Annotated in this window: 24 protein-coding genes; 12 read left to right on the top strand and 12 right to left on the bottom strand. The window is 69.5% G+C overall.

What is annotated here, in order from left to right:
- Positions 1-54 precede the first annotated feature (54 nt).
- On the top strand, positions 55-741 hold the full coding sequence (locus OG912_RS36365; RefSeq protein WP_443061118.1) for a class F sortase: 687 nt from the start codon (positions 55-57) through the stop codon (positions 739-741).
- 237 nt (positions 742-978) lie between these two features.
- Here OG912_RS36365 and OG912_RS36370 read toward each other — a convergent pair whose 3' ends face one another.
- Positions 979-1,125: a hypothetical protein gene (locus tag OG912_RS36370; protein ID WP_327713059.1), complete on the bottom strand. Its 147-nt coding sequence runs from the start codon at positions 1,123-1,125 to the stop codon at positions 979-981.
- 118 nt (positions 1,126-1,243) lie between these two features.
- On the opposite strand from OG912_RS36370, the gene OG912_RS36375 reads away from it, so the two are divergent.
- A complete protein-coding gene (locus tag OG912_RS36375; RefSeq protein ID WP_327713060.1) occupies positions 1,244-1,654 on the top strand; it encodes an SRPBCC family protein in 411 nt (136 codons plus the stop codon).
- Positions 1,655-1,685: 31 nt separating this feature from the next.
- On the opposite strand, the gene OG912_RS36380 is transcribed toward OG912_RS36375, so the two are convergent.
- Entirely contained in the window at positions 1,686-2,066 is a 381-nt protein-coding gene (locus OG912_RS36380) for an ArsR/SmtB family transcription factor (protein ID WP_327713061.1), read from the bottom strand.
- 96 nt (positions 2,067-2,162) lie between these two features.
- On the opposite strand from OG912_RS36380, the gene OG912_RS36385 reads away from it, so the two are divergent.
- On the top strand, positions 2,163-3,428 hold the full coding sequence (locus OG912_RS36385; protein WP_327713062.1) for an MFS transporter: 1,266 nt from the start codon (positions 2,163-2,165) through the stop codon (positions 3,426-3,428).
- A 70-nt stretch (positions 3,429-3,498) separates the two neighbouring features.
- Here OG912_RS36385 and OG912_RS36390 read toward each other — a convergent pair whose 3' ends face one another.
- Complete coding sequence (locus OG912_RS36390; RefSeq protein ID WP_327713063.1) at positions 3,499-3,735, bottom strand: hypothetical protein; 237 nt, start codon at positions 3,733-3,735, stop codon at positions 3,499-3,501.
- 196 nt (positions 3,736-3,931) lie between these two features.
- On the opposite strand from OG912_RS36390, the gene OG912_RS36395 reads away from it, so the two are divergent.
- A complete protein-coding gene (locus tag OG912_RS36395) occupies positions 3,932-4,666 on the top strand; it encodes a DUF4232 domain-containing protein (RefSeq protein WP_327713064.1) in 735 nt (244 codons plus the stop codon).
- A gap of 247 nt (positions 4,667-4,913) precedes the next feature.
- Positions 4,914-5,729: a phosphotransferase gene (locus tag OG912_RS36400; RefSeq protein WP_327713065.1), complete on the top strand. Its 816-nt coding sequence runs from the start codon at positions 4,914-4,916 to the stop codon at positions 5,727-5,729.
- A gap of 518 nt (positions 5,730-6,247) precedes the next feature.
- On the opposite strand, the gene OG912_RS36410 is transcribed toward OG912_RS36400, so the two are convergent.
- A complete protein-coding gene (locus OG912_RS36410) occupies positions 6,248-7,465 on the bottom strand; it encodes a PucR family transcriptional regulator (protein ID WP_327713066.1) in 1,218 nt (405 codons plus the stop codon).
- Positions 7,466-7,604: 139 nt separating this feature from the next.
- On the opposite strand from OG912_RS36410, the gene OG912_RS36415 reads away from it, so the two are divergent.
- The 3 genes from OG912_RS36415 to OG912_RS36425 all read left to right on the top strand — a co-directional run bounded on the left by OG912_RS36415 (position 7,605) and on the right by OG912_RS36425 (position 11,774).
- Positions 7,605-9,134, top strand: coding sequence for a long-chain-fatty-acid--CoA ligase (locus OG912_RS36415; RefSeq protein ID WP_327713067.1), 1,530 nt, complete (start codon positions 7,605-7,607; stop codon positions 9,132-9,134).
- A 251-nt stretch (positions 9,135-9,385) separates the two neighbouring features.
- Entirely contained in the window at positions 9,386-10,255 is an 870-nt protein-coding gene (locus tag OG912_RS36420) for an alpha/beta hydrolase family protein (RefSeq protein WP_327713068.1), read from the top strand.
- Between the two features lie 118 nt (positions 10,256-10,373).
- Positions 10,374-11,774 (top strand): carboxylesterase/lipase family protein, encoded by a 1,401-nt coding sequence (locus OG912_RS36425; RefSeq protein WP_327713069.1) that lies wholly within the window; start codon positions 10,374-10,376, stop codon positions 11,772-11,774.
- Positions 11,775-11,854: 80 nt separating this feature from the next.
- Here OG912_RS36425 and OG912_RS36430 read toward each other — a convergent pair whose 3' ends face one another.
- On the bottom strand, positions 11,855-12,946 hold the full coding sequence (locus OG912_RS36430) for a PucR family transcriptional regulator (protein ID WP_327713070.1): 1,092 nt from the start codon (positions 12,944-12,946) through the stop codon (positions 11,855-11,857).
- A 717-nt stretch (positions 12,947-13,663) separates the two neighbouring features.
- Here OG912_RS36430 and OG912_RS36435 point away from each other — a divergent pair.
- Entirely contained in the window at positions 13,664-15,220 is a 1,557-nt protein-coding gene (locus tag OG912_RS36435) for a pectate lyase family protein (RefSeq protein ID WP_327713071.1), read from the top strand.
- A gap of 118 nt (positions 15,221-15,338) precedes the next feature.
- On the opposite strand, the gene helR is transcribed toward OG912_RS36435, so the two are convergent.
- Positions 15,339-17,480, bottom strand: a complete 2,142-nt coding sequence (gene helR / locus OG912_RS36440) for an RNA polymerase recycling motor ATPase HelR (protein ID WP_327713072.1) — start codon at positions 17,478-17,480, stop codon at positions 15,339-15,341.
- Positions 17,481-17,871: 391 nt separating this feature from the next.
- Here helR and OG912_RS36445 point away from each other — a divergent pair, with 391 nt between their 5' ends.
- Entirely contained in the window at positions 17,872-18,423 is a 552-nt protein-coding gene (locus OG912_RS36445) for a DinB family protein (RefSeq protein ID WP_327713073.1), read from the top strand.
- Positions 18,424-18,795: 372 nt separating this feature from the next.
- Here OG912_RS36445 and OG912_RS36450 read toward each other — a convergent pair whose 3' ends face one another.
- The 4 genes from OG912_RS36450 to OG912_RS36465 all read right to left on the bottom strand — a co-directional run bounded on the left by OG912_RS36450 (position 18,796) and on the right by OG912_RS36465 (position 21,334).
- Entirely contained in the window at positions 18,796-19,281 is a 486-nt protein-coding gene (locus tag OG912_RS36450; protein WP_327713074.1) for a helix-turn-helix transcriptional regulator, read from the bottom strand.
- A 129-nt stretch (positions 19,282-19,410) separates the two neighbouring features.
- Complete coding sequence (locus OG912_RS36455; RefSeq protein WP_327713075.1) at positions 19,411-19,821, bottom strand: VOC family protein; 411 nt, start codon at positions 19,819-19,821, stop codon at positions 19,411-19,413.
- Positions 19,822-19,923: 102 nt separating this feature from the next.
- Entirely contained in the window at positions 19,924-20,460 is a 537-nt protein-coding gene (locus OG912_RS36460) for a GNAT family N-acetyltransferase (RefSeq protein WP_327713076.1), read from the bottom strand.
- Positions 20,461-20,530: 70 nt separating this feature from the next.
- Complete coding sequence (locus tag OG912_RS36465) at positions 20,531-21,334, bottom strand: class I SAM-dependent methyltransferase (protein WP_327713077.1); 804 nt, start codon at positions 21,332-21,334, stop codon at positions 20,531-20,533.
- A 217-nt stretch (positions 21,335-21,551) separates the two neighbouring features.
- Between OG912_RS36465 and OG912_RS36470 the strand changes: the two genes are divergently transcribed.
- Positions 21,552-22,631, top strand: a complete 1,080-nt coding sequence (locus OG912_RS36470) for a protein kinase family protein (protein WP_326734167.1) — start codon at positions 21,552-21,554, stop codon at positions 22,629-22,631.
- Positions 22,632-22,810: 179 nt separating this feature from the next.
- On the opposite strand, the gene ligD is transcribed toward OG912_RS36470, so the two are convergent.
- The gene (gene ligD / locus OG912_RS36475; protein ID WP_327713078.1) at positions 22,811-23,779 is read right to left on the bottom strand and encodes a non-homologous end-joining DNA ligase; all 969 of its coding nucleotides are present in this window, start codon (positions 23,777-23,779) and stop codon (positions 22,811-22,813) included.
- Positions 23,780-23,931: 152 nt separating this feature from the next.
- Here ligD and OG912_RS36480 point away from each other — a divergent pair, with 152 nt between their 5' ends.
- Positions 23,932-25,956: a prolyl oligopeptidase family serine peptidase gene (locus OG912_RS36480; RefSeq protein ID WP_327713079.1), complete on the top strand. Its 2,025-nt coding sequence runs from the start codon at positions 23,932-23,934 to the stop codon at positions 25,954-25,956.
- A 31-nt stretch (positions 25,957-25,987) separates the two neighbouring features.
- On the opposite strand, the gene OG912_RS36485 is transcribed toward OG912_RS36480, so the two are convergent.
- The gene (locus OG912_RS36485) at positions 25,988-26,446 is read right to left on the bottom strand and encodes a nuclear transport factor 2 family protein (RefSeq protein WP_327713080.1); all 459 of its coding nucleotides are present in this window, start codon (positions 26,444-26,446) and stop codon (positions 25,988-25,990) included.
- Between the last annotated feature and the right edge of the window lie 9 nt (positions 26,447-26,455).

Genomic DNA, 26,455 nt, shown 5'->3' on the forward strand with positions numbered 1-26,455 from the left:
GTGTGGCACGAGTGGATCGAACCCGCCGAACCTCCGGAACGGGCACGTCGGGGCCTGTTCGGCCGGCGTGCCGCCGCCGATGGAAAGGGCGGAGGCGACGGGGGTGGTGCCCGGCGCGGGCCCGGCTGGGGCACGCTCGTCGTCGCCCTGCTGCTCGGTCTGTCCCTGATCCGGCAGGGCGTCGGAGGCGACGACGGTCCCCCGCAACCCGCGTCGGCCATGGGCGACCGGACCGGCGCCTCGGGTGCCGGTACCTGGCTGAAGGGATCGCCCCCCGACCCCCTCACCCGCTCGCTTCCCGAACGGATCACGATTCCCTTCCTCGACGTCGACGCCCCGGTCGGAAAGGTCGGCCTGGGCGTGGACGACTGGATCGACGCACCGCCACTGACGGACGACAACCTGGCGGCCTGGTACGACGGTTCCGTCACTCCCGGCGAACGCGGCACTTCCGTGCTCGTGGGCCATGTGGACAACAAGGCCGGCCCTGCGGTCTTCTACGGACTCGGCGCACTGGAGAAGGGGCGCCGCATCGAGGTCCGCCGCACCGACGGCACCACGGCCGTCTTCTCCGTGTACGCCGTGGAGGTCGTCAACAAGGCCGCATTCCCCGCCGACCGCGTCTATGCGAACACCTCCGACCCGGAGTTGCGCGTGCTCACCTGCGGCGGCGGCTTCTCCCGGAAGGCGGGCTACGACGGCAATGTCGTGGCATACGCGCGCCTCACGGCCGTCCTTTGACCGGGGCTGCCGGGGCTTCGGGGGGCGTTGAGCCGCAAGCGTGTCATGGGCCCTGAGTGCCCTGAGGCCCCTGGCGAACGTCGTCGGGGAGGCCGGCCAGGATCAGGGCGACGGCCTCGGCCGCACCGTTCACCTCCCCCCCTGAAGGGCACGAAGTAGCGGCTCCGCATGGGCGGCCTCGACGAGCTGATGCGGCATGGTGCCCTGTCGGCGCGTGGTGGACTCACGCAGTCGGCGTCAGCGCGCCGGTACGGCTTCGCCACGCTCATGGCACTCGGCTTGCACGGCGTTCTGCAGGGATCCGGACCGCACCACATCGGGAGAATGCGCCGCGTAGAAGTGCAGGGGATCGTTCGGCGCGGTGCTTTGATGCTGCTCGGTCATGCGGCCGAGTGTTTGTTCCAGGCCGTGGCGGCGTCATGCCGGCCCCGGAGAGATCGCGCGATGGGCTGCGTCCGTTTTCTTCAAGAGAAGGATGGAAGCGACCGATATTCTCGCCGTTATGAACAGCACCGCAGGAGAATCGCGCCATATCGGCATCCACATCGACAGCCCCGTCGCGGCTGTCTACGCCTACGCCTCCGATCCGGCCAACCTCCCGAAGTGGGCGCAGGGGCTGGGAGGTTCCATCGAGGAGATCGACGGCCAGTGGGTCGCGGAATCCTCCCCGATGGGGCGGGTCGTCGTCGCCTTCACTCCCCACAACGAGTTGGGCGTGCTCGACCACGACGTCACGCTGCCCTCCGGGCAAACCGTCCACAACCCGGTTCGTGTGATTGCGGACGGCACGGGAAGCGAAGTGGTGTTCACCCTGCGGCGGCAGCCGGGGATGAGCGACGCCGACATGCGGCGCGACGCCGACATGGTCGCTGCCGACCTGGCCCGGCTCAAGGAGCGGACGGAGTCCGCCTGAAGGACCGTCGCTCTCCCGGGCGGTCCGACCGTCAGGCCGGCGGGGTCCACGCTGTGACCAGGTCGAGGAGCCCCGGGAAGTGGGCGTCGAGGTCGTCGACGCGTACATGACTGCGGCGCTCCAGCCCGTACTGCCGCTGGCGGGTGATTCCCGCCTCCCGCAGCGCCTTGAAGTGGTGTGTGAGAGAGGACTTGGGCCGGTCGAAGCCGAACCAGCCGCAGGGGTGGTCGAACTGTTCCGACTCCAGGAGGAGCTTGCGGACGATCGTCAGTCTCAAAGGGTCGCTGAGCGCGGCGAGAACCGTCTCCAGACGGAGGTCCTCGACAGCCGGTTCCGGTAGCGGCTCGGGCAGGCCGGGCGGCTCCGGAAGCACCTTGTGGGCGACGGTTGCGGTGCGGGCGGTCGGAGACACGGTCGCTCCTCATGGCTCGATTCCTATGTACGACTTCAATCGTACTGCATGTTAAGTTCGATTCAACTCGTACTGCAGGACTCGGGAGGAACAGTCATGTCCAGAACTCGGACCGCATCCGTCCGTGCCGTCGGCCGCGTGGGTCGCCAAGGCGGCCCCGTACAGACCGACGGGCGCACCGCTGCCCCGCTGTCGTGGGTGTGGCTCGCCGCGTGGCCGGTCACGGCCGTGTTCGTTCTCTCGAACGCCGCAACGCCGTTGTACGTGTTGTGGCAGCGCGACTTCGGCTTCTCCAAGGGCACCCTGACCGTCGTGTTCGCGTTCTACATCCTTGGCCTCATCGGCTCGCTCCTCGTTTCCGGTGTGGTATCCGACCGGATCGGGCGCAAGCCGGTGCTGCTGCCCGCCCTGGTGCTTGCCCTGCTCGCATGCCTGGTCTTCGCGACTGCCACCGGCGTGGCCGCGCTGATCGTGGCCCGGCTGCTCGCCGGCGTCGCTGTCGGCGCTGTGGTCTCGGCCGGGATGGCTGCGGTGACCGACGTGGCCGGTCCCGAACGCAAGCGGCTCGCCGCCCTGCTCGCCTCGTGCGCGATGGTCTTCGGCGCCGGCCTCGGCCCGTTCCTGGCCGGGATCCTTTCCGAGACCCTGCCCGCGCCGACCGTCACCGTCTTCGCCGTCGAGGCCGTGCTGCTCGTCACCGCGGTCCTTGTGGTGCTGCGCATGCCGATCCAGCGCTCTCCTTCGCCCGCGAAGGGAGCCTGGATGCGCGTGCCCTCCGTGCCGCGAGGTCACGGCCGTCAACTCATCCAGGGTGTTGCCGTGTTCGCGCCCGGACTCGCCGCAACCTCCTTCGTGCTTTCGCTCGGCCCTTCGCTCCTCTCCGGACTGCTGGGCACCACCAGCCGGATCGTCGCGGGCGGCATGGCGTTCGCCATGTTCCTCACCGCCACCGGAGTGCAGTTCGCCGTCCGGCGTTTGCGCCGGCACGCCATTCTCACGGCCGGTGCGACCGGCACCGCGATGAGCATGATCACGCTGATCGTCGCGGTGCGCACCTCGTCGGCGCCGATCCTCCTCGCCTCGGCGCTGCTTGCCGGGGCCGGTCAGGGTATGGGACAGCTCGGTGGCCTGTCGCTGCTCAATTCCGCCGTGCCTCCCCAACGCCTTGCTGAGGCCAACGCCGCGCTCAATGTGGGGGGTTACGTCCTTGCGGGTGTTCTGCCCGTGTCCGCCGGCTACCTCAGCGACGCCGTGGGCCTGACCGGCGGTGCCACAGTGTTCGGCGTGGTCCTCATGAGCCTTGCGGTCATCGGAGGGCTGGTGGTCCGGACCGGCCGGGACAAGGCGCCGGAACCGGCCTGAGGGCCCCGACGGGACATGAGTCGCGATGCTCGGATCCCGCCAACCGTTCCGGGGTGGGCTACCGGCAGGCTCATACGTCCCACCACGGTTCGGAGGTGAGCGGCACGACGTCGTACTGCGGGCACGGCGTGGTGATGCACTGCTTGGGTGCGGGGACACAGACGTACCCGGTGGGCGCGGCGACGGACGCGCAGGGGCCCGCCTGCGCCGGGGCGGAGCCATCCGTGGCGTGCACCGGGCCGGCCAGGGCGAGAGACAGGGCGGTCGACGTGACTGCCGCAGCAGTGCGCATCAGGTTCTTGGTCACGAACGACAGGGATAGCCGCCGTCCTGCCCGGGCGGTAGTCCCTGGCGGCCCGAGTCACCCGCCTGGGCCGACGAATTCCCCGCAGAAGGGGACTCCTTGCCGACAGTGGCTCTCTGCTTGTTCCTTCTGCTCCGTCTGTTGTGCCGATGGGTGACGGGGCAGGTTCAAACGGCGCGAAATCGAGAAGGTGAGAGGTATGAGTTCACTCTCGCGCACCACTTCACCACCGTCCGAGCGATTGCGCCGGCCGCGGAGCGGGAGGACAGCCCGGAGGGCTCGCATACTCCGCCGGAATGTCCTTGTCCCGGTCGCGATCGTGTCGTTCACGGTTGTCGCAGCCGGCTGCGACGGCACCTCGGCCTCCGCCGGACCGCCCGGGGCGACGGGCTCCGTGTCCGGCGGTTCCGCGCAGGAGGCCGAAATCCCATCCGGCGGGGCCTCCTCCGCCCCTGCCTCGGCTACCGTCGCCCCGGAAGAATCCACTGCCCAGGATCCCGCCGCCGGCAGAACCACTGCCGGGGCCGGTTCGGCTGCCCGGCGCTGTACGGCCGACGGCCTGACCATGCGTCTGGGCCGCGCCGACGCGGGCGCCGGACAGATCTACTACCGGCTCACCTTCGCGAACAAGTCCACAACTGCGTGCACGCTGCGTGGCTTCCCCGGTGTCTCACTGATCAGGCGGGACGGCAGCGCGATCGGTGTGCCGGCCGAGCGCGAGGGCGCCATGCGGGATCGAGCGGTGATCGGTCCCGGAAAGAAGGCAGAGGTAACTCTGCACACCCTGAACCAGGGCATCACGGACTCGGGCTGCTGGAGCCGGCCCGACTACCTGCGTGTATACCCGCCCGGCTCGAAGGACGCCCTGACCCTGCGGGCCTCCCAGCTCCACATCTGCGGCGACCGCTTCACGACCACGGCAGTGGACCGCTGACAGGGTGTACGAGACATCTCGGCCCGGTTCCGGGGCTCGTGCCCGGTCCCGGAACCGGGCACGAGCCCCCGGCCTCGACGGTGGGGTGGTTCGTCTGCTTCTGTCGCCGGGAAGGGGCAGCCGCACCGGCGGCACGATCAGCTGAAGGCCGCCTCGACGTCCGGCAAATGCCCAGGTGGGCAACCGAGTTCGAAGCCCGGCCCGAGACCGTCCCTCACATGCCCGACCTGACGATAGCGTGATCGGCATGACAGCCGAGGGCGATGAGACAGAGGCCGAAGCACTGGTCGGCGGCATGGCGAACGCGGGCGCGGTATTCCGCCGAGGCGCCTTGGTGGAACGCCCGGCACCGCGCACCGCGCGCGCCCTTCACGCCCACCTCCTCACGCTCAGGGAACAGGGCTTCGACGGCGCTCCGATGCCCGTAGGTCTCCCCTCTGATGGCCGTGAGCAGCTGACGTTCATCCCCGGCGACGTCGCTCTGCCGCCGTTTCCGCGCTGGGTGATGACGCAGACCGCGCTGAGATCGGTGGGAAGCCTGCTGCGGCGCCTGCACGAGGTCAGCGAGTCCGTTGCGGTCGACACATGCGCCGAATGGCCCCGGGCCCTGGCCGATCCGGAGGGAGGAACGATGCTGTGCCACAACGACGTGTGCCCGGAGAACGTCGTCTTCCGCGACGGCCGTGCCGTGGCCGTGATCGATTTCGACCTGGCGGCACCCGGCCGACCACTGTGGGACGTCGCCATGACGGCCCGCTACTGGGTGCCCATGCTCGATCCCGTGTCCGCGGCAGGTGTCCATCCCGAAGGGCTGGATGTTCCGGCGCGATTGCGGATCCTCGCCGAGAGCTACGGTCTCGCCGCCCAGGAGCGGGCTGAACTGCCCGGCGTCATCGAACAGGCCACCGCATCCTGCCGGGCCTTCGTCGAAGACCGGGTGGCCGAAGGCGACCCCGTCTACGCCCGGGCGCTGACCGAGCGCGGTGGGTGGCAACGATGGGACCGCATACAGGAGTGGCTGGTGGCTCACCGTGAGGTGTTCACCGCTGCCCTGCTGGACTGACGGGGCAGAGGCCAAGGAACAAGCGCAGCGAGTACGCGTCCTTCGGCCGCACCTCGGGCACATCTCGCGATGAACGAGCCCGTCCTCCCTTTGCCGAAGACACAGGATCAGCATCTTCTCGCTGACACCGGCGGACCGCGCGCTGCCCGGGCTGCAACCCTCCGACGAGCAGCACCGTGCACGCGCCGACGGTCAGCAGCCCGCCGGCGAGAAACGCGCCCCGCATGTCGGCGAACGACAGGATCATCCCCCCCGAGTGCCGCGCCCGCCGCGATCCCGGCGTTGCAGCAGCCGGAGTGGGCCGCGAGCGCCACATCCGTGCGGCCCGGTGCGCAGAGCGGCATCGCGTTCCGGGTGGTCATGAACACCGGTCCGATCGCAGCGCCCCTCAGCACCAGGAACACCACCGCGCCGCCACCGGCTTCAGTTCCCTGGCGCGGGACACGTGCGCGCGAACGGCTGCGCCCCGTACACACTGCATGCCTTACGAGCATCCTGACGCCGGTGGAGCGGACGGGTCAGTGCGTGCCGAGCTTGAGAGCCCGCACTCCGGCGTAGAGCGCGGCGACGTCGGCGGGCCGGAGCAGGGAGCGGCCGGTGAGACGGGAGACGCGGTCGAGCCTGTTGCGGACGGTGTTGCGGTGACAGTAGAGGGCCTCCGCGATTTCGGTGGTGGAGCCGGTATCGGAGTCCAGCCACGCCGTGAGCGTCTCCATGAGGTCCTTCCGGTCCGGTGCGGCCAGGACCGGATCGAGCAGGGTGATGCTCAGCCGCAGTGCCAGGTCGTGCCCCGCCGCGACCAGGGCCGCGGCCGGGTCGTGATCGAGTGTGACCGCCCGGTGCGTCCCGGAAGGCAGCGAGGCCCGGGCCAGCGTGGCGAGGCGAAGCGCGTCGGCGCTCTCCCTCAGCCGCGTGTACACAGGGCTCAGGCCCGCGCGCCCCGTGACCGCGGTGCCGACCGCCTCCAGGACCAGCGCAGGTCCCGGAACACGGGCGGAACCGGAGGAGAGCGCGGGGTCGGGCAGCGCGACGATGCCCGCCAGACCATCGGGGCGGGGCCGCCACGCCGAACGCAGTCCGCTGCGCAGCAGGGCCTGTTCCATCGCGGTGACGTCGCTGTGCTCGGCGACGACGCAGATGTACGGCCCTTGCTCGGGCAGACCGAGGGAGGCTGCGGTGCCGCCGAGTCTCGCCCAGTCGGCCGTCTTGCCGGTGAGGAGTGCGTCGAGCAGCAACAGCCGCTGAAGTTCGTCGGCCCGTGCCAGGCCGACCAGGGTCTCCCGGTAGACGTCGTTGACCGTCTGCGATGCGGCATCCAGCAAGGACCAGATCGACATGGAGGCCTGGGCGATGTCGTCCATCGTCGTGCCGGGCTGTTGTGTGGCGCGCTCGATGAGGGCATGGGCCATCAAGCGGTAGCCGATGCGGAAGGCATGCAGGACCGCGTCGAGCGGAACGCCCTGCGTGGCCCGACGGCGTACACACTGCCGGGTGGAGTCCGTGCGCACCGGCCGGTGGTCGGCCATGCACGTCAGCTGCTCGTGCAGATTGCGCTCGTTGAAGTCGCGTACGTCGGCCCGGACCTCCTCGCTCAACTGCGCGTAGGGGGCGATCTCGGCGGTGATCGCACGGAACAGGTCGTCAGCGAGGGCATCGACCCGCTCCACCAGCTCCGCGGCACACACCGACAACAGCGGAGGAACGATCAGGCCGCCATCGGCATGCTGCTCTGGCATGCCGGCCAGCATACGGTTCACCGACTGGACCGCAATTGTGCAGTCGCACAAGGCGGCTGCCTGATCCGAGGTCGTCCGCCCACGGCGCACGGGGCCTGTTGTGCCCCAGCATTTCCTCACGAGCCGCTGAGGAGAACTGATGCTGAACCTGTCGTCCCTGCTGGAACACAGCGCCCAGGAGTACCCCGAGCGAACCGCGCTGGTCCTCGGTGACACCCGCCTGACCTACGCCGAGCTGCTGTCACGGTCCAAGGACATCGCCGACACGCTGAGGGGCCTCGGCGTGGGAAGGGGCGACAAGGTGGCGCTGTCCTGTCCGAACGTGCCGGACTTCCCGGCCGCCTACTTCGGCATACTCCGAGCCGGAGCGGTCGTGGTGCCTCTCAACGTGCTGCTGCGCCCGCAGGAGGTCGCCTACCACCTCACCGACTCCCGTGCGAAAGCTCTTCTCTGCTTCGAGGGCACACCCCAGCTGCCCCTGGCCGAGATGGGGAAGGCGGGCTTCGACCAGGCGCCCGACTGCGAGCACTTCCTTCTGCTGCACCGGATCGAGCACACGAGTTCCGGAATTGCCGAGCCCGCTGAGATGGTGGCCACCGAGGCAGAGGACACCGCCGTGATCCTTTACACGAGCGGCACGACGGGACGGCCCAAGGGAGCCGAGCTCACGCACCGCAACATGGCGATGAACGCCATGGTCGCCGACCGGCTGTTCACGGCGGCGGAGGACGAGGTGATGCTGGCCTCGCTCCCGCTGTTCCACGCCTTCGGTCAGAGCGCGGTGATGAACACGGGCCTGCTCCGGGGCGCCACCCTCGTCCTGCAGCCCCGTTTCGACGCGGAGGAGGCCCTCCGGCTGATGCACCGTGAAGGCGTCACGTTCTTCGCGGGGGTTCCGACGATGTACTGGGCCCTGCTCGGCGCGCTCGGAGCCCTCGACGAACAGGCACCGCCCGCGCACCTGCGTACTGCCGTCTCCGGGGGAGCCGCCCTGCCCGTCGAAGTACTCCGGCAGTTCGGAAAGATCTTCGGGGTGGGAGTGCAGGAGGGGTACGGACTGTCGGAGACCTCGCCCGTCGCCTGCTTCAACCCGCCCGGACTGCCGCCGAGGCCCGGGTCCATCGGCCGGCCGGTGTGGGGCGTGCAGATGAAGCTCATCGACAACTCCTGGCAGGCCGTCCCGGGCGACGGTCCGGGCGAGATCGCGATCCGCGGTCACAACATCATGAAGGGCTACTACCAGCGGCCCGACGACACGGCCACGGTGGTGCGTGACGGATGGTTCCGTACCGGAGACATCGCCCGGCGCGACGCGGACGGCTACTACTACATCGTGGACCGGGTCAAGGACCTGATCATCCGCGGTGGCTTCAACATCTACCCGCGCGAGATCGAAGAGGTCCTGATCACGCATCCGGCCGTGAGCATGGCCGCCGTGGTCGGAGTACCCCATGCCACGCACGGAGAAGACGTCAAGGCGTTCGTCATTCCCGCGCCCGGAGCCCAGCTGAGCGAAGAGGAACTGATCGCCTGGTGCCGCGAGCGCATGGCGGCCTACAAGTACCCCCGCAGCGTGGAGTTCCGCGACAGCCTGCCCCTGACATCCACCGGCAAGATCCTCAAGCGTGAACTGACCGCGGAGGCCGGCGGGGGAGCCGGGCCCGCCTGACCTCCTGCAGAGGTACGCGAGCGCCGCTCACGAGGACGCCCGGTTCCGGCATCCGCCGACGAGGCCGCGGCCCGGCAAGGCAGGGCACCACCGACGCACGACCGACGGCTTCGGCACATTGCACAAACTCCGCCGTCGGTGATTGCCGCGATTGCGCAGAGACGGCCGCCGATCGCTCCCACAGGATGTGCCATCAGGCACCGATGTGATCCGGATGAATCAATCAGCTCGCCCCGACGTCAGGAGTCGCCGTGTTGTGGAGAAGGAAACTGCTCGTCCCGCTGGCCGCGCTCACCCTCGTTCTGTCCGCGTCGGCAGGCGCGGGCGCAGCGCCGTCACCCGCACCCACCAGTGCCCCCACGGCGTCGGCCGCCGGTGACTTCGGTGCCCCCGGGCCGTACGCCACCGCTGTGGAAGTAGGGGCCGTCACCACCCTGTACTACCCGCGCGACATCGCAGACAGCGACCGCCGCCACCCCGTGATCGTGTGGGGCAACGGCACGTTCGCCTTCCCCGTCGTCTACCGGGACCTGCTGCTGCACTGGGCCAGCCAGGGCTTCATCGTGGCCGCGGCGAACACTCCGCAGTCCAACCTCGGCATCTCCATGCGGGCGGGCATCGACATGCTCACCCGCAGGGACGCCGACCCGGACAGCATCTTCCGCAACCACGTCGACCTGGAGCACATCGGCGCATCGGGGCACTCACAGGGTGGCGCGGCCGCCATCGTCGTCGGTTCGGACCCTCGTATCGACACCATCCTGCCGATCCAGCCCGGCCCGCTGGCCGACATCAACTCCGTGCACGTCCCCGCGCTCCTCATGGCCGGTGAGAAGGACAGCATCGTCTTCCCCTTCCTCGTGAAGGCCTTCTACAACGCGGCCGACCACATACCGGCCCTGTACGGGGAAGTACGCGGAGCCGACCACTTCACGGTCGTGGGTGACGCCGGCCCGTTTGCCGCGCCGACCACGGCGTGGTTCCGTGCCCAGCTCATGGGCGACCAGACGGCCCGTGCCCAGTTCTTCGGCCCCGCGTGCGGCATCTGCACCGACACCACCACCTGGTCCGACGTCCGCCGCAACGACCTGGCCCTGAACATCCCGGCCGTCACCCCGTAACGGGCGTCCTCCGCGTGAGGGCATCACAATGCCTGTGGTGCCCGCTCTCCCTCCGTATCCGCCTCCCCTGTCCGCTCCCGCGACGGGGGAGGCGGGCACACCTTGTGAAAGGACCGACATGGACGTCATCGCGACCACGTGCCAAGGCAAGGTCCGCGGCCGCGTCCGGGAAGGAATCTCCACCTTCCTCGGAATCCCCTACGCCGCCGCGCCGTTCGGAGCCCACCGCTTTCGCGCCCCGGCACCCGTCGAACCCTGGGAGGGGCTGCGCGACGCGCTGGAATACGGGCCGACCGCGCCGCAGCGCCCCTACCGGCCGCCTCTCGGCGAGCTGATTCCCGACGTGGACATCCCCGGGGAGGAGTGCCTCAACCTCAACATCTGGGCCCCGGACGCCGGTGGCGGACAGCTTCCCGTGATGGTGTGGATCCACGGAGGATCCCTGCGCAACGGTTCGGGCTCCGTGCCGCTGTACGACGGCCGGGCCTTCGCACGCGACGGCGTGGTCCTTGTCACGGTGAACTACCGGCTCGGCGTCGAGGGGTTCGGAGTGTTCCCCGACGCACCTGACAACCGGGGCCTGCTGGACCAGATCGCTGCCCTGACCTGGGTGCGGGAGAACATCGAGGCCTTCGGCGGCGACCCGGACAACGTCACGGTGTGCGGAGAGTCGGCCGGGGCCATCAGCATCGCCGCCCTGATGACCAGCCCTCGCGCGGCCGGCTTGTTCCACCGGGCGATCCTGCAGAGCGGACCTCCGCAGACGGTGCCGCGCAGCCGGGGCGCGAAGACCGTGCAGGCGATGGCGAAGACGCTGCGGGTGCCCGCGACGGCGGAGGCGTTCGCGGAGGTGGACCGCGCGATGCTGCTGGACGTACAGAACGAGATCATCGGCAAGGCCGATCCGATCAGCGGCGGCCCCGGATTCCACCTGGTGGTCGACGACGACGTGGTCCCGGCAGAACCTTCGCTGCCCACGGTCGATCTGCTGATGGGCACCAACCGGGAGGAGTACCGGTTGTGGTTCGTGCCGAGCGGGGCGGTGGACCGCGTCAGCGGGTTCTCGTTGCGGCTGGCCCTGCTGAAGTTCCGGATCCCAGGGCGTGTTGCCCGGCTGTACAGGGCGGCCAGACCGGGCGCGAAGCCCGGGGTGATCCTCGGCGAGATGGCTACGGACCTGCTGCTGCGAGGGCCCCTCAACCGTCTTGCCGACGCGCGGCCGGCACGGACGTTTCTGTACGAGTTCGCCTGGCGCTCGCCCGTACTGGAACTCGGTGCGTGCCATGCGCTGGAGATCGGCTTCGTCTTCGACAACCTTCGCCACGGTGAAGGGCTCACCGGACCGGATGCGCCTCAGCCGCTGGCCGACGTCATGCACCGGGCATGGATCGCCTTTGCTTCCTCGGGAGACCCGGGCTGGTCCGCCTGGGACGCGCGCCGGCCGGTCATGGTCTTCGACCATCCCGATACGGGTGTGGTTCTCGCGCCACGCCAGGAGGAACTGCAGGCCTGGCTCTAGCGGCCACCCGGCTCCCTCGGGCCGCGGTGCCGGTCCGTCGTGGTCCGGTCCGCATCGGGCCCGGCCCGATCGGTCACCTGTCAGGCGAGATCCCTGGCGACGAGCGCCGCTTGGAGCAGCCGCGCCTCGGCAGGGACCGCGAGGTCGAGACCGGTCAGCGCGCTCACCCGGTGCAACCTGTAGTCAAGCGTGTTGCGGTGGACGCACAGCTCCATGGCGCTCCGGCGGCGGTTGTGGCCATGGTCGACGAACACCCGCAGCGTCTCCAGCAGATACGGATGTTCCTCCAGCGGGTCAAGCTTGGCGGCCAGCCGCAGCAGGGCGTCACCGGGGCGCGCGAGCTGGTACTCAAGCAGTACGTCATCGAGCCGGTACAACCCGGGTGGGCGGTCAAGCCGCTGTACGAGCTCCAGCACGCGCCCCGCCTCCGCAGCGGCTGCGGGAACAGCCGCCGGATCAACGGCCGGGGCAGCAGCGGCGAACACGCGCTGTCCCACCTCCTTCCCGAGTGAGGCCGGCAGGCCGAGCACGTCGCAGCCACCCGGCAGCAGCGCGATCCCGGCGACGTGATCCATCAGCACCGGGACACCGGCGCGGGCCTCCAGAGAAGACTGCACCAGCCTGGCCGGCGGATTCGACTCGAATGACAAGGCGATCACCTCGTGCTCGCCGGTCACTGTGACCCCGGCCGCCTCCGCCAGCTCCTCGTACGGCCGACCGGCCAGCAGGGCGGTCAGCAGTGCGCGTCGTACCCGCTTGTCCTCGCTGTGGATGTCCTCCTGCGCGTTGCGGTGAGCGAGTACGACAGCGGGCATGGCCGCGTGCAGCCAGGCCAGCAGTCGAGCACCCGCCCCGGCCAGCTCTTCGGGCTCCGCCGTCTCGGCCAGGACCTGCCACCAGACCTCGGCACCGATGAGATAGGCGGCGATCACGGCCTCAAGGGGCACGCGCTCCTCGGCCCGGCGCCCGGACCACTCGATGAGCCGGGTCAGGTCGACCGAGTCCATGGCGCCGTCATCGCGCAGGGCGCGCAGCAGCAGCTCGTGTACCGCCGTGATCGACCGCGTCACCTCACCGTCGAGCGTGCGTCGCGGCAGTTCCCCGTAGAACGGTACTTCCGCAGCACAGCGAGCGACCACGGTCGCGGTGAGATGGCCGCTGCGAACAGCCATCCGTGCATGTAGGCCAGGCATCGGCGCATCGTCACACTGCCCCGTGCTTCCGTCAATCACCGCTCACCCCGATGAGACGACCGGCACGCATGGAACGAGCGTAAAGAACGCGCTTGCTTCGCGTGGATCATCCGGCGTGATGCGGGAACCATGGCCTCGGAGCTCTCTGACCGTGCCGTGAATCCACCTCTAAATCCAGCGATCGTAGGGCAGTTGGTGCACGAGTTGGAGCGCTTCCGTGGGCAGGGGTGTCCAGAGCCTTGCCAGCCCAGCTGAAGCAGTCCTATTCTCACGACGAGAAAGCGCTTTCCATTTCTCAGAACTCCGTTCCGGTGACAGTGAGGCCACGGCGGCTGCCGCGACCTCGCGAGCGAGCCGCCATTGATCCGGTGCGGGCTGTACCCACGGTGTCGACATGCCGTGGGGTCGGGGATGTGCGCCATGACGACGGCGCACCGTGTAACTCTGCACGGTTTCAAAAGGCGGCGGCTTCCTGCGGTGACGGTGGCGGTGATCCCGCAGCCGGCGCCGACGTACGCGCAGCTCCTGGCCGCAATGGCGCGGCCCGTTCGATCGCACCGAAGAAGAGCACCCGCAACCGCGCCGATCAGAGCTTGTCCGGCAAAGAGTCGGTAGCCGGCGAACGCCGCGCTACTGAATGTCATGGGCATGCCATTTTCGCGCTCCGGCCCAGAAGACGAACAGGGAGAAACCCTCATGAAAAGGCGAGTCGCACTGCGACTGTATGCGGCGCTGACCACGGCCGCTCTTGCCGCCGCGACCGGTGCCGTCGTGTCGATGCCCTCGGCATCGGCCGCGACCGGCGGGGCCACCGGCTACGCAACCCAGAACGGCGGCACCACCGGCGGCGCCGGCGGGCAGACGGTCCGGGCCACCACGGGCACCGCGATCCACCAGGCCCTGTGCAGCCGGGCCAGCAGCAGCACCCCCATCGTCATCGAGGTCGAGGGGACCATCAACCACGCCAACACTGCCAAGGTGTCCGGCGACAGCTGCAACACAGCGGCCGGTGTGATCGAGCTCAAGCAGATCAGCAACGTCACGATCGTCGGTGTCGGCAGTGGCGCCGTGTTCGACCAACTGGGCATCCACATACGTCAGTCCAGCAACATCATCATCCAGAACGTGACCGTCAAGAACGTCAAGAAGTCCGGCTCGCCCACGTCCAACGGCGGTGACGCCATCGGCATGGAGAGCGACGTCCGCAACGTCTGGGTCGATCACGCCAGCCTGGAAGCATCGGGAGGGGAGTCGGAAGGCTTCGACGGCCTCTTCGACATGAAGGACAACACGCAGTACGTGACGCTGTCCTACAGCACCCTGCGCAACTCCGGACGCGGTGGCCTCATCGGGTCGAGCGAGACCGAACTGTCGAACGGCTTCGTCACGTTCCACCACAACCTGTACGAGAACCTGGACTCCCGCACCCCCTTGCTGCGCGGTGGCATCGCCCACATCTACAACAACTACTACGTGAAGCTCAACGAGTCCGGGATCAACTCCCGGGCCGGGGCCCGCGCCAAGGTGGACAACAACTACTTCAAGGACTCCAAGGACGTCCTGGGCACCTTCTACACCGACGCGGCCGGGTACTGGCAGGTCAGCGGCAACACCTTCGACAACGTGACGTGGTCCGCCCCCGGAGCCGAGAACAACCCGGCCGGGCCCGACCCGAAGTCCAACACCACCGTCAGCATCCCCTATGCCTACAGCCTCGACGCGGCATCCTGCGTGCCCGGCATCGTGGCCCAGACGGCCGGCGCCAACAAGGGGCTGAAGGTGTCGGACGGCAACTGCTCGACGCAGACGCCGACCCCGGACCCGACCGACCCGACCCCGGACCCGACCGACCCCACTCCGGACCCGACCGACCCGACCGACCCGGCCGGGACGAACCTCAGCATCGGCGCAGGCTCGGACGGGACCAGCAAGGCCGACGGCACGAGCTACGGCAATGTGCGGGACGGTGACCTGAGCACCTACTGGTCGCCCGCCGGAGCCACCGGCTCGATCTCGGTCAAGTGGGCCTCGGCCACTGCCGTTTCCTCGGTCAACATCCGGGAGGCCTCGGGCTCTGCCGGCAGCATCGGATCCTGGAAGGTGGTCAACGGCGACACCGGGGCCGTACTGACCTCCGGCACTGGCGCGGGCGCCATCACGATCCCGAAGACCTCGTTGCGCAAGCTCACCTTCGAGATCACCGGCTCGACCGGCACCCCGAAGATCGCCGAGTTCGAGACCTACGCCGGATAGCGGCAGTTCTCGCACCGCCTGTCCGGATCCGGCAGCGACGGATCCGGACGGATGGCGGGAAGCGGCGCACGTGGATGCGACGCCGGTATGACCGCTGTGGCGGTCATACCGGCCGGCGTCAGGACGTGAGGATGACGAGTTGCCGGGTCGCCCGGGTCATCGCGACGTAGCGGTCGACCGCTCCTTGGATGCCCTCGCCGAATGCTTCCGGGTCGATGAGGACGACCAGGTCGAATTCGAGCCCCTTGGACAGCTCCGGGGTCAGCGAGCGGACCCGGGGCGTCGCCCGGAACGCGGGATCGCCGATGACGCAGGCGATCCCCTCGGCATGTGCGGCAAGCCACGTGCCGAGGACCGTGTCGAGCTCGGCAGCCGATCCGTGGACGACGGGAATACCGCTGCTGCGGATGGACGCAGGCACGTTGGCGTCGGGGAGCGCTGCCCTGATGACCGGCTCGGCCTGCGTCATCACTTCTTCCGGCGTCCGGTAGTTGATGCTCAGGGATGCCTGGTGGATCCGGTCGAGACCGACCCGCTCCAGCCGCTCCTGCCATGACTCCGTGAAGCCGTGCCGGGCCTGGGCGCGGTCCCCGACAATGGTGAAGCTCCGCGACGGGCAGCGGAGCAGCAGCATCTGCCATTCCGCATCGGTCAGTTCCTGGGCCTCGTCCACGACGATGTGCGCGAACGGCCCGGTGAGCAGGTCCGGCTCCCCGCCGGGCAGCGAGGATCCGTCGACCAGGGTGTCCTTCAGGTCCTGCCCGTGCAGCATCGTCACCGCGCCTTCGCCATCGGCATCGGCCTCCAGCAGGGCGTCGATGACGTGGGACATGTGCTCGCGCTCGGCGGCGACGGAGGCGTTGTGCCGGCGCCTGCGCAGCGACGTCTCCGGGTCACCGAGCCGCTGACGTGCCGCGTCCAGGAGCGGCAGGTCGGACACGGTCCAGGCCTGGGCGTCCGCGCGCTGCAGTCGTGACACGTCGTCGCGGCTTAGCCAGGGGGCACAGGTGCGCAGGTAGGCGGGTACCGACCACAGGTCTGCGACGAGGTCGGCCGCTTCGACCAGCGGCCACGCGCGGTCGAAGACCGCGAGCAACTCCCGGTTCTGCAGGAGGGACTTGTGGAGCAGCTCATCCGGAACATCGCCGTCGTGCCTGTCCACCAGGATCGTGACCAGCTCCTCCAGGACCTGGTCACGCGCCTCGTTGTGCGGGGTGCCGGGCGCGGCTTCGAACGCCACAGCCCAGTCGTCGGCGCTCAGCCGTATGTCGGACCACTGGGTCGTGACCGTCATCCCCTTGGCGGGGGGCTCTTCGTAGAACCTGACGGCGGGCTCGATCGCCTTCACCAGATCCGCGGAGGACTTCAGACGGGCCACGTCCGGGTCCGCCTCGGCCACAGCTGTGGCTCCCTCGGCGACGAGGTTGCGCAGGGTGCAGGTCTGCACGCCCTCCTCCCCGAGGCTCGGCAGCACGTCGGCCACATAGCCCAGGTAGGGCTCGTGCGGACCGACGAACAACACGCCGCCACGGTGGTGGCCGAGGCGGGGATCGGAGTAGAGCAGGTACGCGGAACGATGCAGAGCGACGACGGTTTTTCCGGTCCCCGGACCGCCGTCGACGACGAGTGCGCCACGGGATCCCGCCCGGATGATGGCGTCCTGGTCTGCCTGGATGGTGCCGAGTACATCGCGCATTCGTGCCGACCGGTTGCCGCCCAGGGTGGCGATGAAGGCGGACTGGTCGTCGAGCGCCGCGTGCCCGACCACTCCGCCCGGGGTGAACACCTCGTCCCAGTAGTCACTGATGCGGCCACGGGTCCAGCGATACCTGCGGCGGCTGTCCAGCCCCATCGGGTTGGCATGGGTGGCTCCGAAGAACGGCTCGGCCGCGGGGGAGCGCCAGTCGAGCAGCAGCCAGCGGCCCGTGCTGTCCGTGAGCCCGAGCCGTCCGACGTAGACGGGCTCGGGGTCGTCCGTGCCGACCATGTGCCCGAGACACAGGTCGAGGCCGAACCTGCGCAGCGTACGCAGCCGGCCGGTCAGCCGGTGGATCTCGATGTCCCGGTCCATCGCCTGACGGCCCATGCCGCCGGGCGACCTGCGCGCGGCGTCGAGGCGCGCGGACAGTTCGGCGATCGACTGCTCAAGGCACTCGGCGATGGCCGCGAAGTGCTTCTCGTCGCCGGCGGTCAGCTTCGGGTCGGCCTTGGGGGAGAGGCGGTCGGGAAGGTCGAACGCGCTGGTGGTCAGTGGGTTCATGTCAGCAGTTCCGATCCGAGGTCGAGCCCGGGAATTCCGTCGGTGCGCACTTCCGCGCGTCGGTGTGCGGTGCCCTCCACCGCAAGGCGGGCCCCACCGGGCCGCCGTCGCCGGGCAGCCCGCGAACCGGCAAAAACATATGCACTCCGTGGATCTCCCATTCCGCGACTTCTGGCATCGACGAGTGATTGTGCGGTATGGCGGGGGCCTTGCGGCAAGCCCCCCACTGCGCTATAAATTGAGAGTGGCGAGAGGTGGGTACTCCCTGTCGCTCTCTTTCGGCGGTAGTGACTGCGCCCCGGCCGAACAGGCGGGTGGGTGAGAAGAACCGCCTCACTCAAGGCTTCGACGTCCGGCTGTCGGGCCCCCGGCCCGGGTGGACGATGAGGGCATGACCACATCAAGTAGACGAGCCGAGGTATTCGTCGGCACCGAGCCCGACCGTCGGTTCAACGGGTCCACGACCGGCGACGAACGGTCCATGCTGGTCGATTTCCTCGGGGATCAGCGCGCGACGCTGGAGATGAAGTGTGCCGGTCTGGAGGGGGAGTTGTCCCTGCGGTCCGTGGAGCCGTCCACGCTGTCGCTGCTCGGCCTGGTCCGGCACCTGGCGGAGGTGGAGCGACGCTGGTTCCGCCGGGTACTGGCCGGGCAGGATGTCCCGCCCCTCTTCTGTTCAGAGGACAACGCCGACGGTGACTTCGATGCGGTGACTTCCGGTCCTGAGCCGGTCGCGGCATCCTGGGCGGCCTGGCGGGCCGAGGTGGCGTTCGCTGATCGCTTGGTCGGCCAGGCACCGCACCTCGACATCAACGGCCATGACTCCTGGCGCGGAACGGTGTCGCTGCGCAGCGTGCTGGTCCACATGATCGAGGAGTACGCCCGCCACAACGGACACGCCGACCTGCTGCGCGAACGGATCGACGGACCCAGGGGGTTGTGAGGCCCCGGGCCGAGCAGTTCGGCTCCCTTGAGCGGCAGCCCACGCAGAGCCTGGACCTCGGGAAGAGGTTCAGGCCGCCACTGCAGGTCGAAGCCGGGCCAACACACAGCATGGGTGGGGTCGATCATGTTCCACGTGAGGGAGAGATCGCCGAGCCTGTGGTGGTTGATCTCGACCTGCTCGCCGTCGAAGTCGAACAGAACCGGGCAGTCGCTGAACCACTCGTCATCCCTGAGGTCCCAGACCATCCAGACTCTCGTGAGCGTCCGGCCGGCCAGGCCACGCAGCCGATTTCCATGTCTTTGCACGATGTCACTACGGCCGTCCAGCCATGCCGGCCGGTAGCCCGCGATACCGAAATCGAACATGACGTCATCCTGGCAGAGGCGCCGCAGCGGCCGGGTCCGGCCCGACCGCAGGAATCCCCTGCCCCGCGACCGGTCGCGTCGCCTGATGCGGCACCTGCGGTGTCATTCCCGCGGTGGTGCCCGTCACACGGCGCCGGTAGACATGGGGCGGTACGCCGACGAGTTCGGTGAAGTGCGTACGGAAGACGCCCGGTGAGGGGCAGCCGACCGTGCGGCCGGTCTCGGCGACGCCGAGATCACCGTGAAGCAGCAGCGCAGCCGCGCGCTCGATGCGACGGGCCATCAGATAGGCGTACGGCGACTTGCCGTAGGCCAGCCGGAACTGGCGGCTGAGATGCCCGGCCGGCACGTTCGCGCTGCGGGCCAGTATTTCGACGTTCAGCGGCTGTGCGTACTCCCGGTCGATCCGGTCGCGGACGCGCCGCAGCCGTGCGAGGTCGCTCAGGCGCTGCGCCGCGATGCGTGCGCGCGCCCACGCGGGTTGACACATGCGAGCTCCGTTTCGTCGACGTCCGTGCCTGCCCGGAATGCGGGCACCGGGCGGGCGGGGGCCGGCCACCGGTCTCCTTGCCGGCGGTCGCGGCACCGGCCAAGGAGGCCGGACCGGTGACCGGACGGTTCAGCGAAGCTCCTGGATGCGGACCAGGTTGCCTGCGGGATCGCGGAAGGCGCAGTCGCGGATGCCGTAGGGCTGCTCGGTCGGCTCCTGGACGACCTCGGTGGTGCCCGCCTGCACCTTCTCGAACGTGGAGTCGAGGTCCGGGGTGGCCAGCAGGATCCATCCGTAGGTGCCCTTGGCCATCATTTCGGTGATGGTGCGGCGCTCGTCCTCGGTGATGCCGGGGTCGACGGCAGGCGGCGCCAGCAGGATGGACGTGCTGGGCTGGCCGACGGGCCCGACCGTGATCCAGCGCATCTTGCCCTGTCCGACGTCGCTGCGGACCTCGAAGCCGAGAACGTCGCGGTAGAAGGCCACGGACGCGTCCGGGTCGTCGTGCGGCAGGAAGGTCGTGTGAATGCTGATGTCCATGACGATCATGCTAGAGCCGCCCCTGGGACCCGCGCTTCTTGATTCCTGACCGATCCCGCCCCGTTCCTCGGTCTTCTTCCCGGACGCGGCGGCCTCCCGCTCTCAAACCCGCCCCTGCTGTCCACCGTCCCGTACAGCCTTTTCGAGGAGCGTGAACGACTTGGGCGGACCACCCGGCTGGGGTTTGCCCTCCTTGTGCCCGACAACCCGATACCCGGCGTCGAGGTAGTACGCCTTCAGACGGGCGTTACCGGCCAGGCAGTCCAGACGTACCAACGGGCGGCCCACCTCGGCCACGCGGCGTTCCGCCATGCGCAGCAGCTGCAGGCCCGTCCCGGTCGGGACACTGCTGTGATCCACCATGAGCCGGTGCACGTAGCCGGCCGTCGGCGACTGCGGCCCCCAGGCATCCTCGTCCTCCCACCACACCTCCCAGGCGCCGACCACGCGACCGGCAGCCTCCGCGAGCCACACCTCTCCGGTCTCCGAGATCCGGCGGAAGTGGTCCTCGCTCAGCTCGCCGGGCTGCCACTGGCCCGTGATGCCCCGGGCAAGCATCCAGCGCGCGGCGTCGTCGCGCAGCCGTACGACAGCGGCAAGGTCGACATCAACGGCAGGACGGAAGAGCAGCGTGTTCATCTCGCGATCTTCGCACGGGCGTTCCCCGCACCCGTCGACCCTTCGGGCGCACCGGCGAGCGAACGGTGCGTCAGGGGCGACGCCCCCACGCGGAGATCATGGGAGCGGTGGCCAGGTCGAGACGTCCGGTGGCGACGTTGGCCAGATGGAGGTCGATCTCCTCGTCGGTGGCGAGCCCCTCCGACACCAGAAGGGGCCGGATCTGCCGAACGGTCGCTGCCTCGAGGACGGAACACGCCGGCGAGGTGATCGGGAAGTACGCGTCGGCCTGTACCTCCTCCAGACCGGCCTCACGCAGCAGCCTGGGCAGGGTCCGTCCATACGTGAGGTCCGCGCCGCGAGCAGCCATCAACGCGCGGAAGCCGGAGCGCAGCCGGTTGGCGAGCCGCTGTTCGGGGCCGGACTCGTCCGGGCACAGCAGCGGCTGCAGCCCCGGGTCGGCATCCTCCAGGAGCAGCCGGCCGCCCGGCCGCAGCGCCCGGACCATCCGGCGCAGCGCCTCGGCCCGATCGGTGACGTGCACCAGGACCAGACGGGCGTGGACGAGGTCGAAACCGCCGGGAGGCGGCGGGTCGGCGGCCACATCGTGGCGTACCACCTCGATCACGCCGTCGGTGACGCCCTGGGTCCACGACACATCGATGTCCGTGGCGACCACCGCCCCGGCCGGCCCGACCCGCTCCGCCAGCCCCAGGGGTACGGAGAGGGAGCCGGCACCGACCTCCCAGCACCGCATGCCGGTGGTGATCCCGAGCCGGTCGACATGCCGGAACGTCACCGGATCGAACAGCTCGCTGAGAGCGCCGAAGCGGATTCCTGCCTCGGACTGCTGGTTGTCCAGAAGGTATCCGTGTTCCGTGTCGTGTTCGGCCATGGTGCGATCCTGCCAGAAGCCGCAGATGGGAGCGGGGTACGGGCCCAAGCCGGGAGGCCGTCCGGAAGGCGCCCTCGGGTCCTGCGGTGTGCGGGCGTCAGACTGCGGCGGCGCTCACCACCTCTCCGTATCCGTGGGCTACGACGACTTCGTGAGCCGCGCGACGACCTCTGGCACGATCGGTGGCGATCGGACCTCATGCCGGGCAGGAGTCGCCATGGAGAATTACGAGGCACCGGGTTTCGCGCGTGCAGCGGCCCACACGGCGGTGGGGGAGGAACTGTCCCTGCTGAGCGATCGCGCACTGGGGGAGATGGTCGCCGCCGCGCCGGAACTCGGTTCGGGAATCGGCGGCAGGCGGGCCGAGACCGAGGTGGCAGGTGTGCGCGTCTTCGTGAAGCGGGTCCCCCTGACCGATGTGGAGTTGTCGTCGGAGCACGTCCGCTCGACAGCCAACCTGTTCGAGCTCCCCCTCTACTACCAGTACGGCGTGGGTTCGGCGGGATTCGGCGCCTGGCGTGAGCTGGCGGCTCACCTGACCACTACTGACTGGGTCCTGAGCGGCGAGCACACGGGATTCCCGCTGATGTACCACTGGCGGGTCCTGCCGGATCGTGCACCGGACGGCTTCGTCGACGAGTTCGGAGGCATTGAGGGGGCCGTGGCCCATTGGGAGGGGTCCTCTGCCGTACGCCGTCGGCTGGAAGCCATCGGGAGGTCCTCGTCCAGCCTGGTGCTGTTCCTGGAACACATTCCCCGGACGCTCGGAGCCTGGCTCCGGGCGGCCCGCGACGGGACCGTGACGGAGCCGGACCTCGACGCTTCCTATGTGTGGGTGGAGGACGCGCTCCTGCGCGGGACGGAGTTCATGAGCTCACGCGGGCTGGTGCACTTCGATACGCACTTCGCCAATGTGCTCACCGATGGCCGGCAGGTCTACTTCGCGGATTTCGGCCTCGCTCTCAGCCGCGGCTTCGACCTCTCGCGGCAGGAGACCGCCTTTCTCACCGACCACCTCCTGTACGACCGCGCCTACGCCCCCTGCCACCTGCTGCGCCACCACCTGCCCGAAGCAGTGGGTGGTGGGGCGGAGCTCGGGCCCTTCCTCCGGGACTGGATCGCCGGACGCCGCCCGACCGGTGTACCCCCGGGGATCGGCACGATCATCGAACGCCATGCCCCGCAGGCCGTGGTGCTCGACGAGTTTCACCGTCAACTGGTGAAGGAGAGCAAGCGCACCTTGTTCCCTGCAGCCGAGATCCGGCGCACCCTGGCCAGGACCTCGGCGCCGGAGTGAGGGCCTGGTCGGAGAGCAGGACCCGGCCTGGCTGGTGGGGCGCCGGAAGCAGGCCTGACCGGCGTCGAACGAATCGTCCGGGGTGCCCGTCGTGAGTGATCAGCAGACCTTCCGCAGGTTCCGGGCGGGTGTCAGGGCGGCCCCGGTTCATGTGCCGAGCGGGACCGCCGGCCGATCCGTCAGTCCAGCCGGGTCAGATCCGGCCGCAGCCGTTGCCAGACCGGATGGCGCAGACGGCCGGCCCTGGTCCATTCCGTCGCGGTGACCTCGGCGACCAGCCGCGGCTCCACCCAGTGCGCACCGGTCACGTCGACCGGGTCCGCGAACGGGGATGCCGATCGTGCGATGACCGCGAAGTACGCCTTGAGTTCGCTCTGTTCACGCTCGGACATTCCCGATCCCACTGATCCCGCGTACCGCAGCCCGGCAGGACCGGCCACGCCGACGAGCACCGCCCCCGGCACACCCGCATCGGCGCCCCGTCGCTGGGTCCAGCCCCCGATGACCACGTCCAGGGTCTCCACCCGCTTGGTCTTGCGCCAGTGAGCCGATCGGGTGCCCGGCGTGTAGGGCGAGGAGAGCCTCTTGGCCACCAGACCCTCCAGGCCCTCACGGACCACCGCCTCCCACACCTGTGCCCCGCGGCCGTGCACATACGAGGGTGCCGACCAGTGTGCTCCGGCAAGGCCCAGCACGGCCAAGACCTCGCGGCGCTCGCCGTACGGGGTGTCGAGCAGCTCATGACCGTCGATGTACATGACGTCGAAGATCATCAAATGGGCCGGACAGTCCAGCGCGAGGCGGCCCGCGCGGCGTGCGTTGACCACGCCCATGCGGCTCTGGAGCAGGCCGAAGTCGGACCGCCCCGAAGCGTCGAGGGCCACGAGTTCACCGTCCAGGACCACACCGCGACCGCGTAGCTCGTCGCCCAGGGCCTGCAGTTCCGGATAGGTCACGGTGATGTCGTTGCCCGCCCGCGAGGTCAGCCGCACCGAGCCGTCGCCCGTGGTGCTCAGGATGCAGCGGACACCGTCCCACTTGGTCTCGAACGCCCAGTCCGTGTCGGGCACGGGCAGCGGACCCGGCACGGCCAGCATCGGTGCGATCGGCGGCGGCGACCAGAGAGGGCCGGAAGGATTCGGGACCATGGCCCGATGATCGGACGCCCGGCAGATCTGCGCAGAACTGGGCTGTCGGCTTCGGTACCGACGACAGCACCAGGATCCCGAACCGGGCGGTCTCCGGGCTCCATGAGGCGGATCCGGTCCCGCCGAGTCCTGAGAGCCTGCACAATTCTGTGGTGATCACTGATGACCCGTACCTGTGGCTGGAAGACATCGAAGGCGAGGCCGCGCTCGCCTGGGTGGCCGAGCGGAACGCCGAGACGGAGGCCGCGCTGGCGGGCGGCGCCGGGTTCGCCACGCTGAAGGACCGCCTGCTGGAGGTACTGGACGCGCCGGACCGGATCCCCTACACCTCGCGCCACGGAGAGTTCCTCTACAACTTCTGGCGGGACGCGGAACACGCACGGGGTGTGTGGCGGCGTACGACACTGGACCAGTACCGCACGGACGCTCCCCGGTGGGAGGTCCTCCTCGACGTCGATGAGCTCGCCGCCGCGGAGGACACGAAGTGGACATGGGCCGGTGCGCGGGTCCGCCATCCCGACTGCGGCCGGGCCCTGGTCTTCCTCTCGCGCGACGGCGGGGACGCCGTGGTGGTCCGCGAGTTCGACCTCGGCACCCGGACCTTCCCCGAGGACGGTTTCCAGGTGCCCGAGGCGAAGACCCGGATCGGCTGGATCGACGCCGACACCCTCTTCGTCGGCACGGACTTCGGGCCCGGCTCGCTCACCGAATCCGGCTACCCGCGGACGGTCCGCCGATGGAGCCGCGGCACACCGCTCGAAGCGGCCGAGCCGGTCTTCGAGGGCGAGGCGCGGGACGTGGCGGCCGGGGGCTGGCACGACCCCACACCCGGTTTCGAACGGGACTTCGTCTTCCGGTCGATGGACTTCCACCACAGCGAGAGGTATCTCCTCGCCCCTGACGCCTCGCTCGTCAGGATCGACGTCCCGGACGACGCCAGTGCGTACGCCCATCGCGAGCATCTGATCGTCACTCTGAAGTCCGACTGGCTCGGACAGCGTGCGGGCTCACTGCTGGCCTTCGGCTTCGACGCCTTCCTGGCGGGCGACCGGGCCCCGGAGGTGCTGTTCACCCCGGACCCGCGGACGGCTCTGGCCGGGCACTCGTGGACCCGCCACCACCTGATCCTGGCGACGATGCACGATGTCAGCACCCGCATCGAGGTGCTCACCCCCACCCCCGGCGCCGGGTGGGCGCGCGAGCCGCTCGCGGACGTCCCCGCGTTGTCCGCCGTCACCGTGGTGGACACGGACCCGGACGTCTCCGACGAGTTCTTCCTGGACGTGTCGGGCTTCCTGCAGCCGTCCACGCTCTACCGCGGGACGATCGGGAGCCGCGCGGAGATCCTCAAGCAGGCTCCGGCCCGCTTCGACGCGGCCGGCCTGACCGTGGAGCAGTTCTTCGCGATCTCCGAGGACGGCACGCGAGTGCCGTACTTCGTGATCGGCCCGGACCGCACCCGCACGGGCCCCGGCCCCGCCCTGATCCACGGATACGGCGGCTTCGAGATCTCGCTCACCCCCTACTACGGCGCGGTGACGGGCCGGGCGTGGCTGGAGCGCGGCGGAGCCTACGTGATCGCGAACATCCGGGGCGGCGGTGAGTACGGGCCGGGCTGGCACCGGGCGGCGCTCGGTGCGGACCGGGTACGGGCTTTCGAGGACTTCGCGGCTGTCGCCGCCGACCTCGTCACGCGGGGTATCACCACCCCGGCGATGCTGGGCGCCACGGGGGGCAGCAACGGCGGACTGCTCATGGGTGCGATGGTCACCGGCTACCCGGAACTGTTCGGCGCGATCGTCGCGCAGGTCCCGCTGCTGGACATGCTCCGCTTCCATGAGCTCCTCGCGGGTGCCTCCTGGATCGCCGAGTACGGCGACCCCGACAACCAGGACGACCGCGAGCACCTGCGCGGGCTGTCTCCCTACCACCGGCTGGCCGCGGGCCGGGCCTACCCGCCGCTGCTCCTGACGACCTCCACCCGTGACGACCGCGTCCACCCGGGCCACGCCCGTAAAGCGGCCGCACGGCTGCGCGAACTCGGCCACCGGGTCCTGCTCCACGAGAACACCGGCGGTGGTCACGCGGGCGCCGGCGACAACGAACAGTCCGCCCACAACAACGCTCTGCTGCACACGTTCCTGTGGCAGCACCTCTCCCCGCCGGCCCTCGGCTGACCCGGGCGGACCACCCGGGCGCGCCCCGCCCTCACGGGGTGCAGGCTTCGGCGATCGCCAGGCTGTTCTCGTAGAGGTGGTGCCGGGTGACGCGGCCGCCCTCGACGGTGAGGTGGAGTGCGAACGGACCTTCGAAGGACTTGCCCGTCGACCGTACGGTTCCCGACAGGTGCCCCATCAGGACGGCGTCGGTGCCGTCGACGAGAAAGGTATCGACGGAGGCGCGCGCATCCTCGGTCACCGTGTGCGCCGCCAGCTCGCCCGCCTGGGCTGCGCATTCGGCGGCGGTGGACCGCGGCCGGATCCACGGGACCACGGGGTTCTCGGCCAGCAGCCAGTCGACGTCATCGGCGAAGAGCGCGACCATCCGCTCGGTGTCGCCTGCCAGCCGGGCGGCAAGGAACTCCTGTACGACAGCCCGGGTGGCGTCAGCCGTGGGAATCTCGATCGGTGCCGAACTCGGTGTGCGGGTAGGGGGAGTGACGTTCATGGTGGGCTC

Origin of the sequence: Streptomyces sp. NBC_00464 (assembly GCF_036013915.1) — a bacterium.
Classification (GTDB): domain Bacteria; phylum Actinomycetota; class Actinomycetes; order Streptomycetales; family Streptomycetaceae; genus Streptomyces.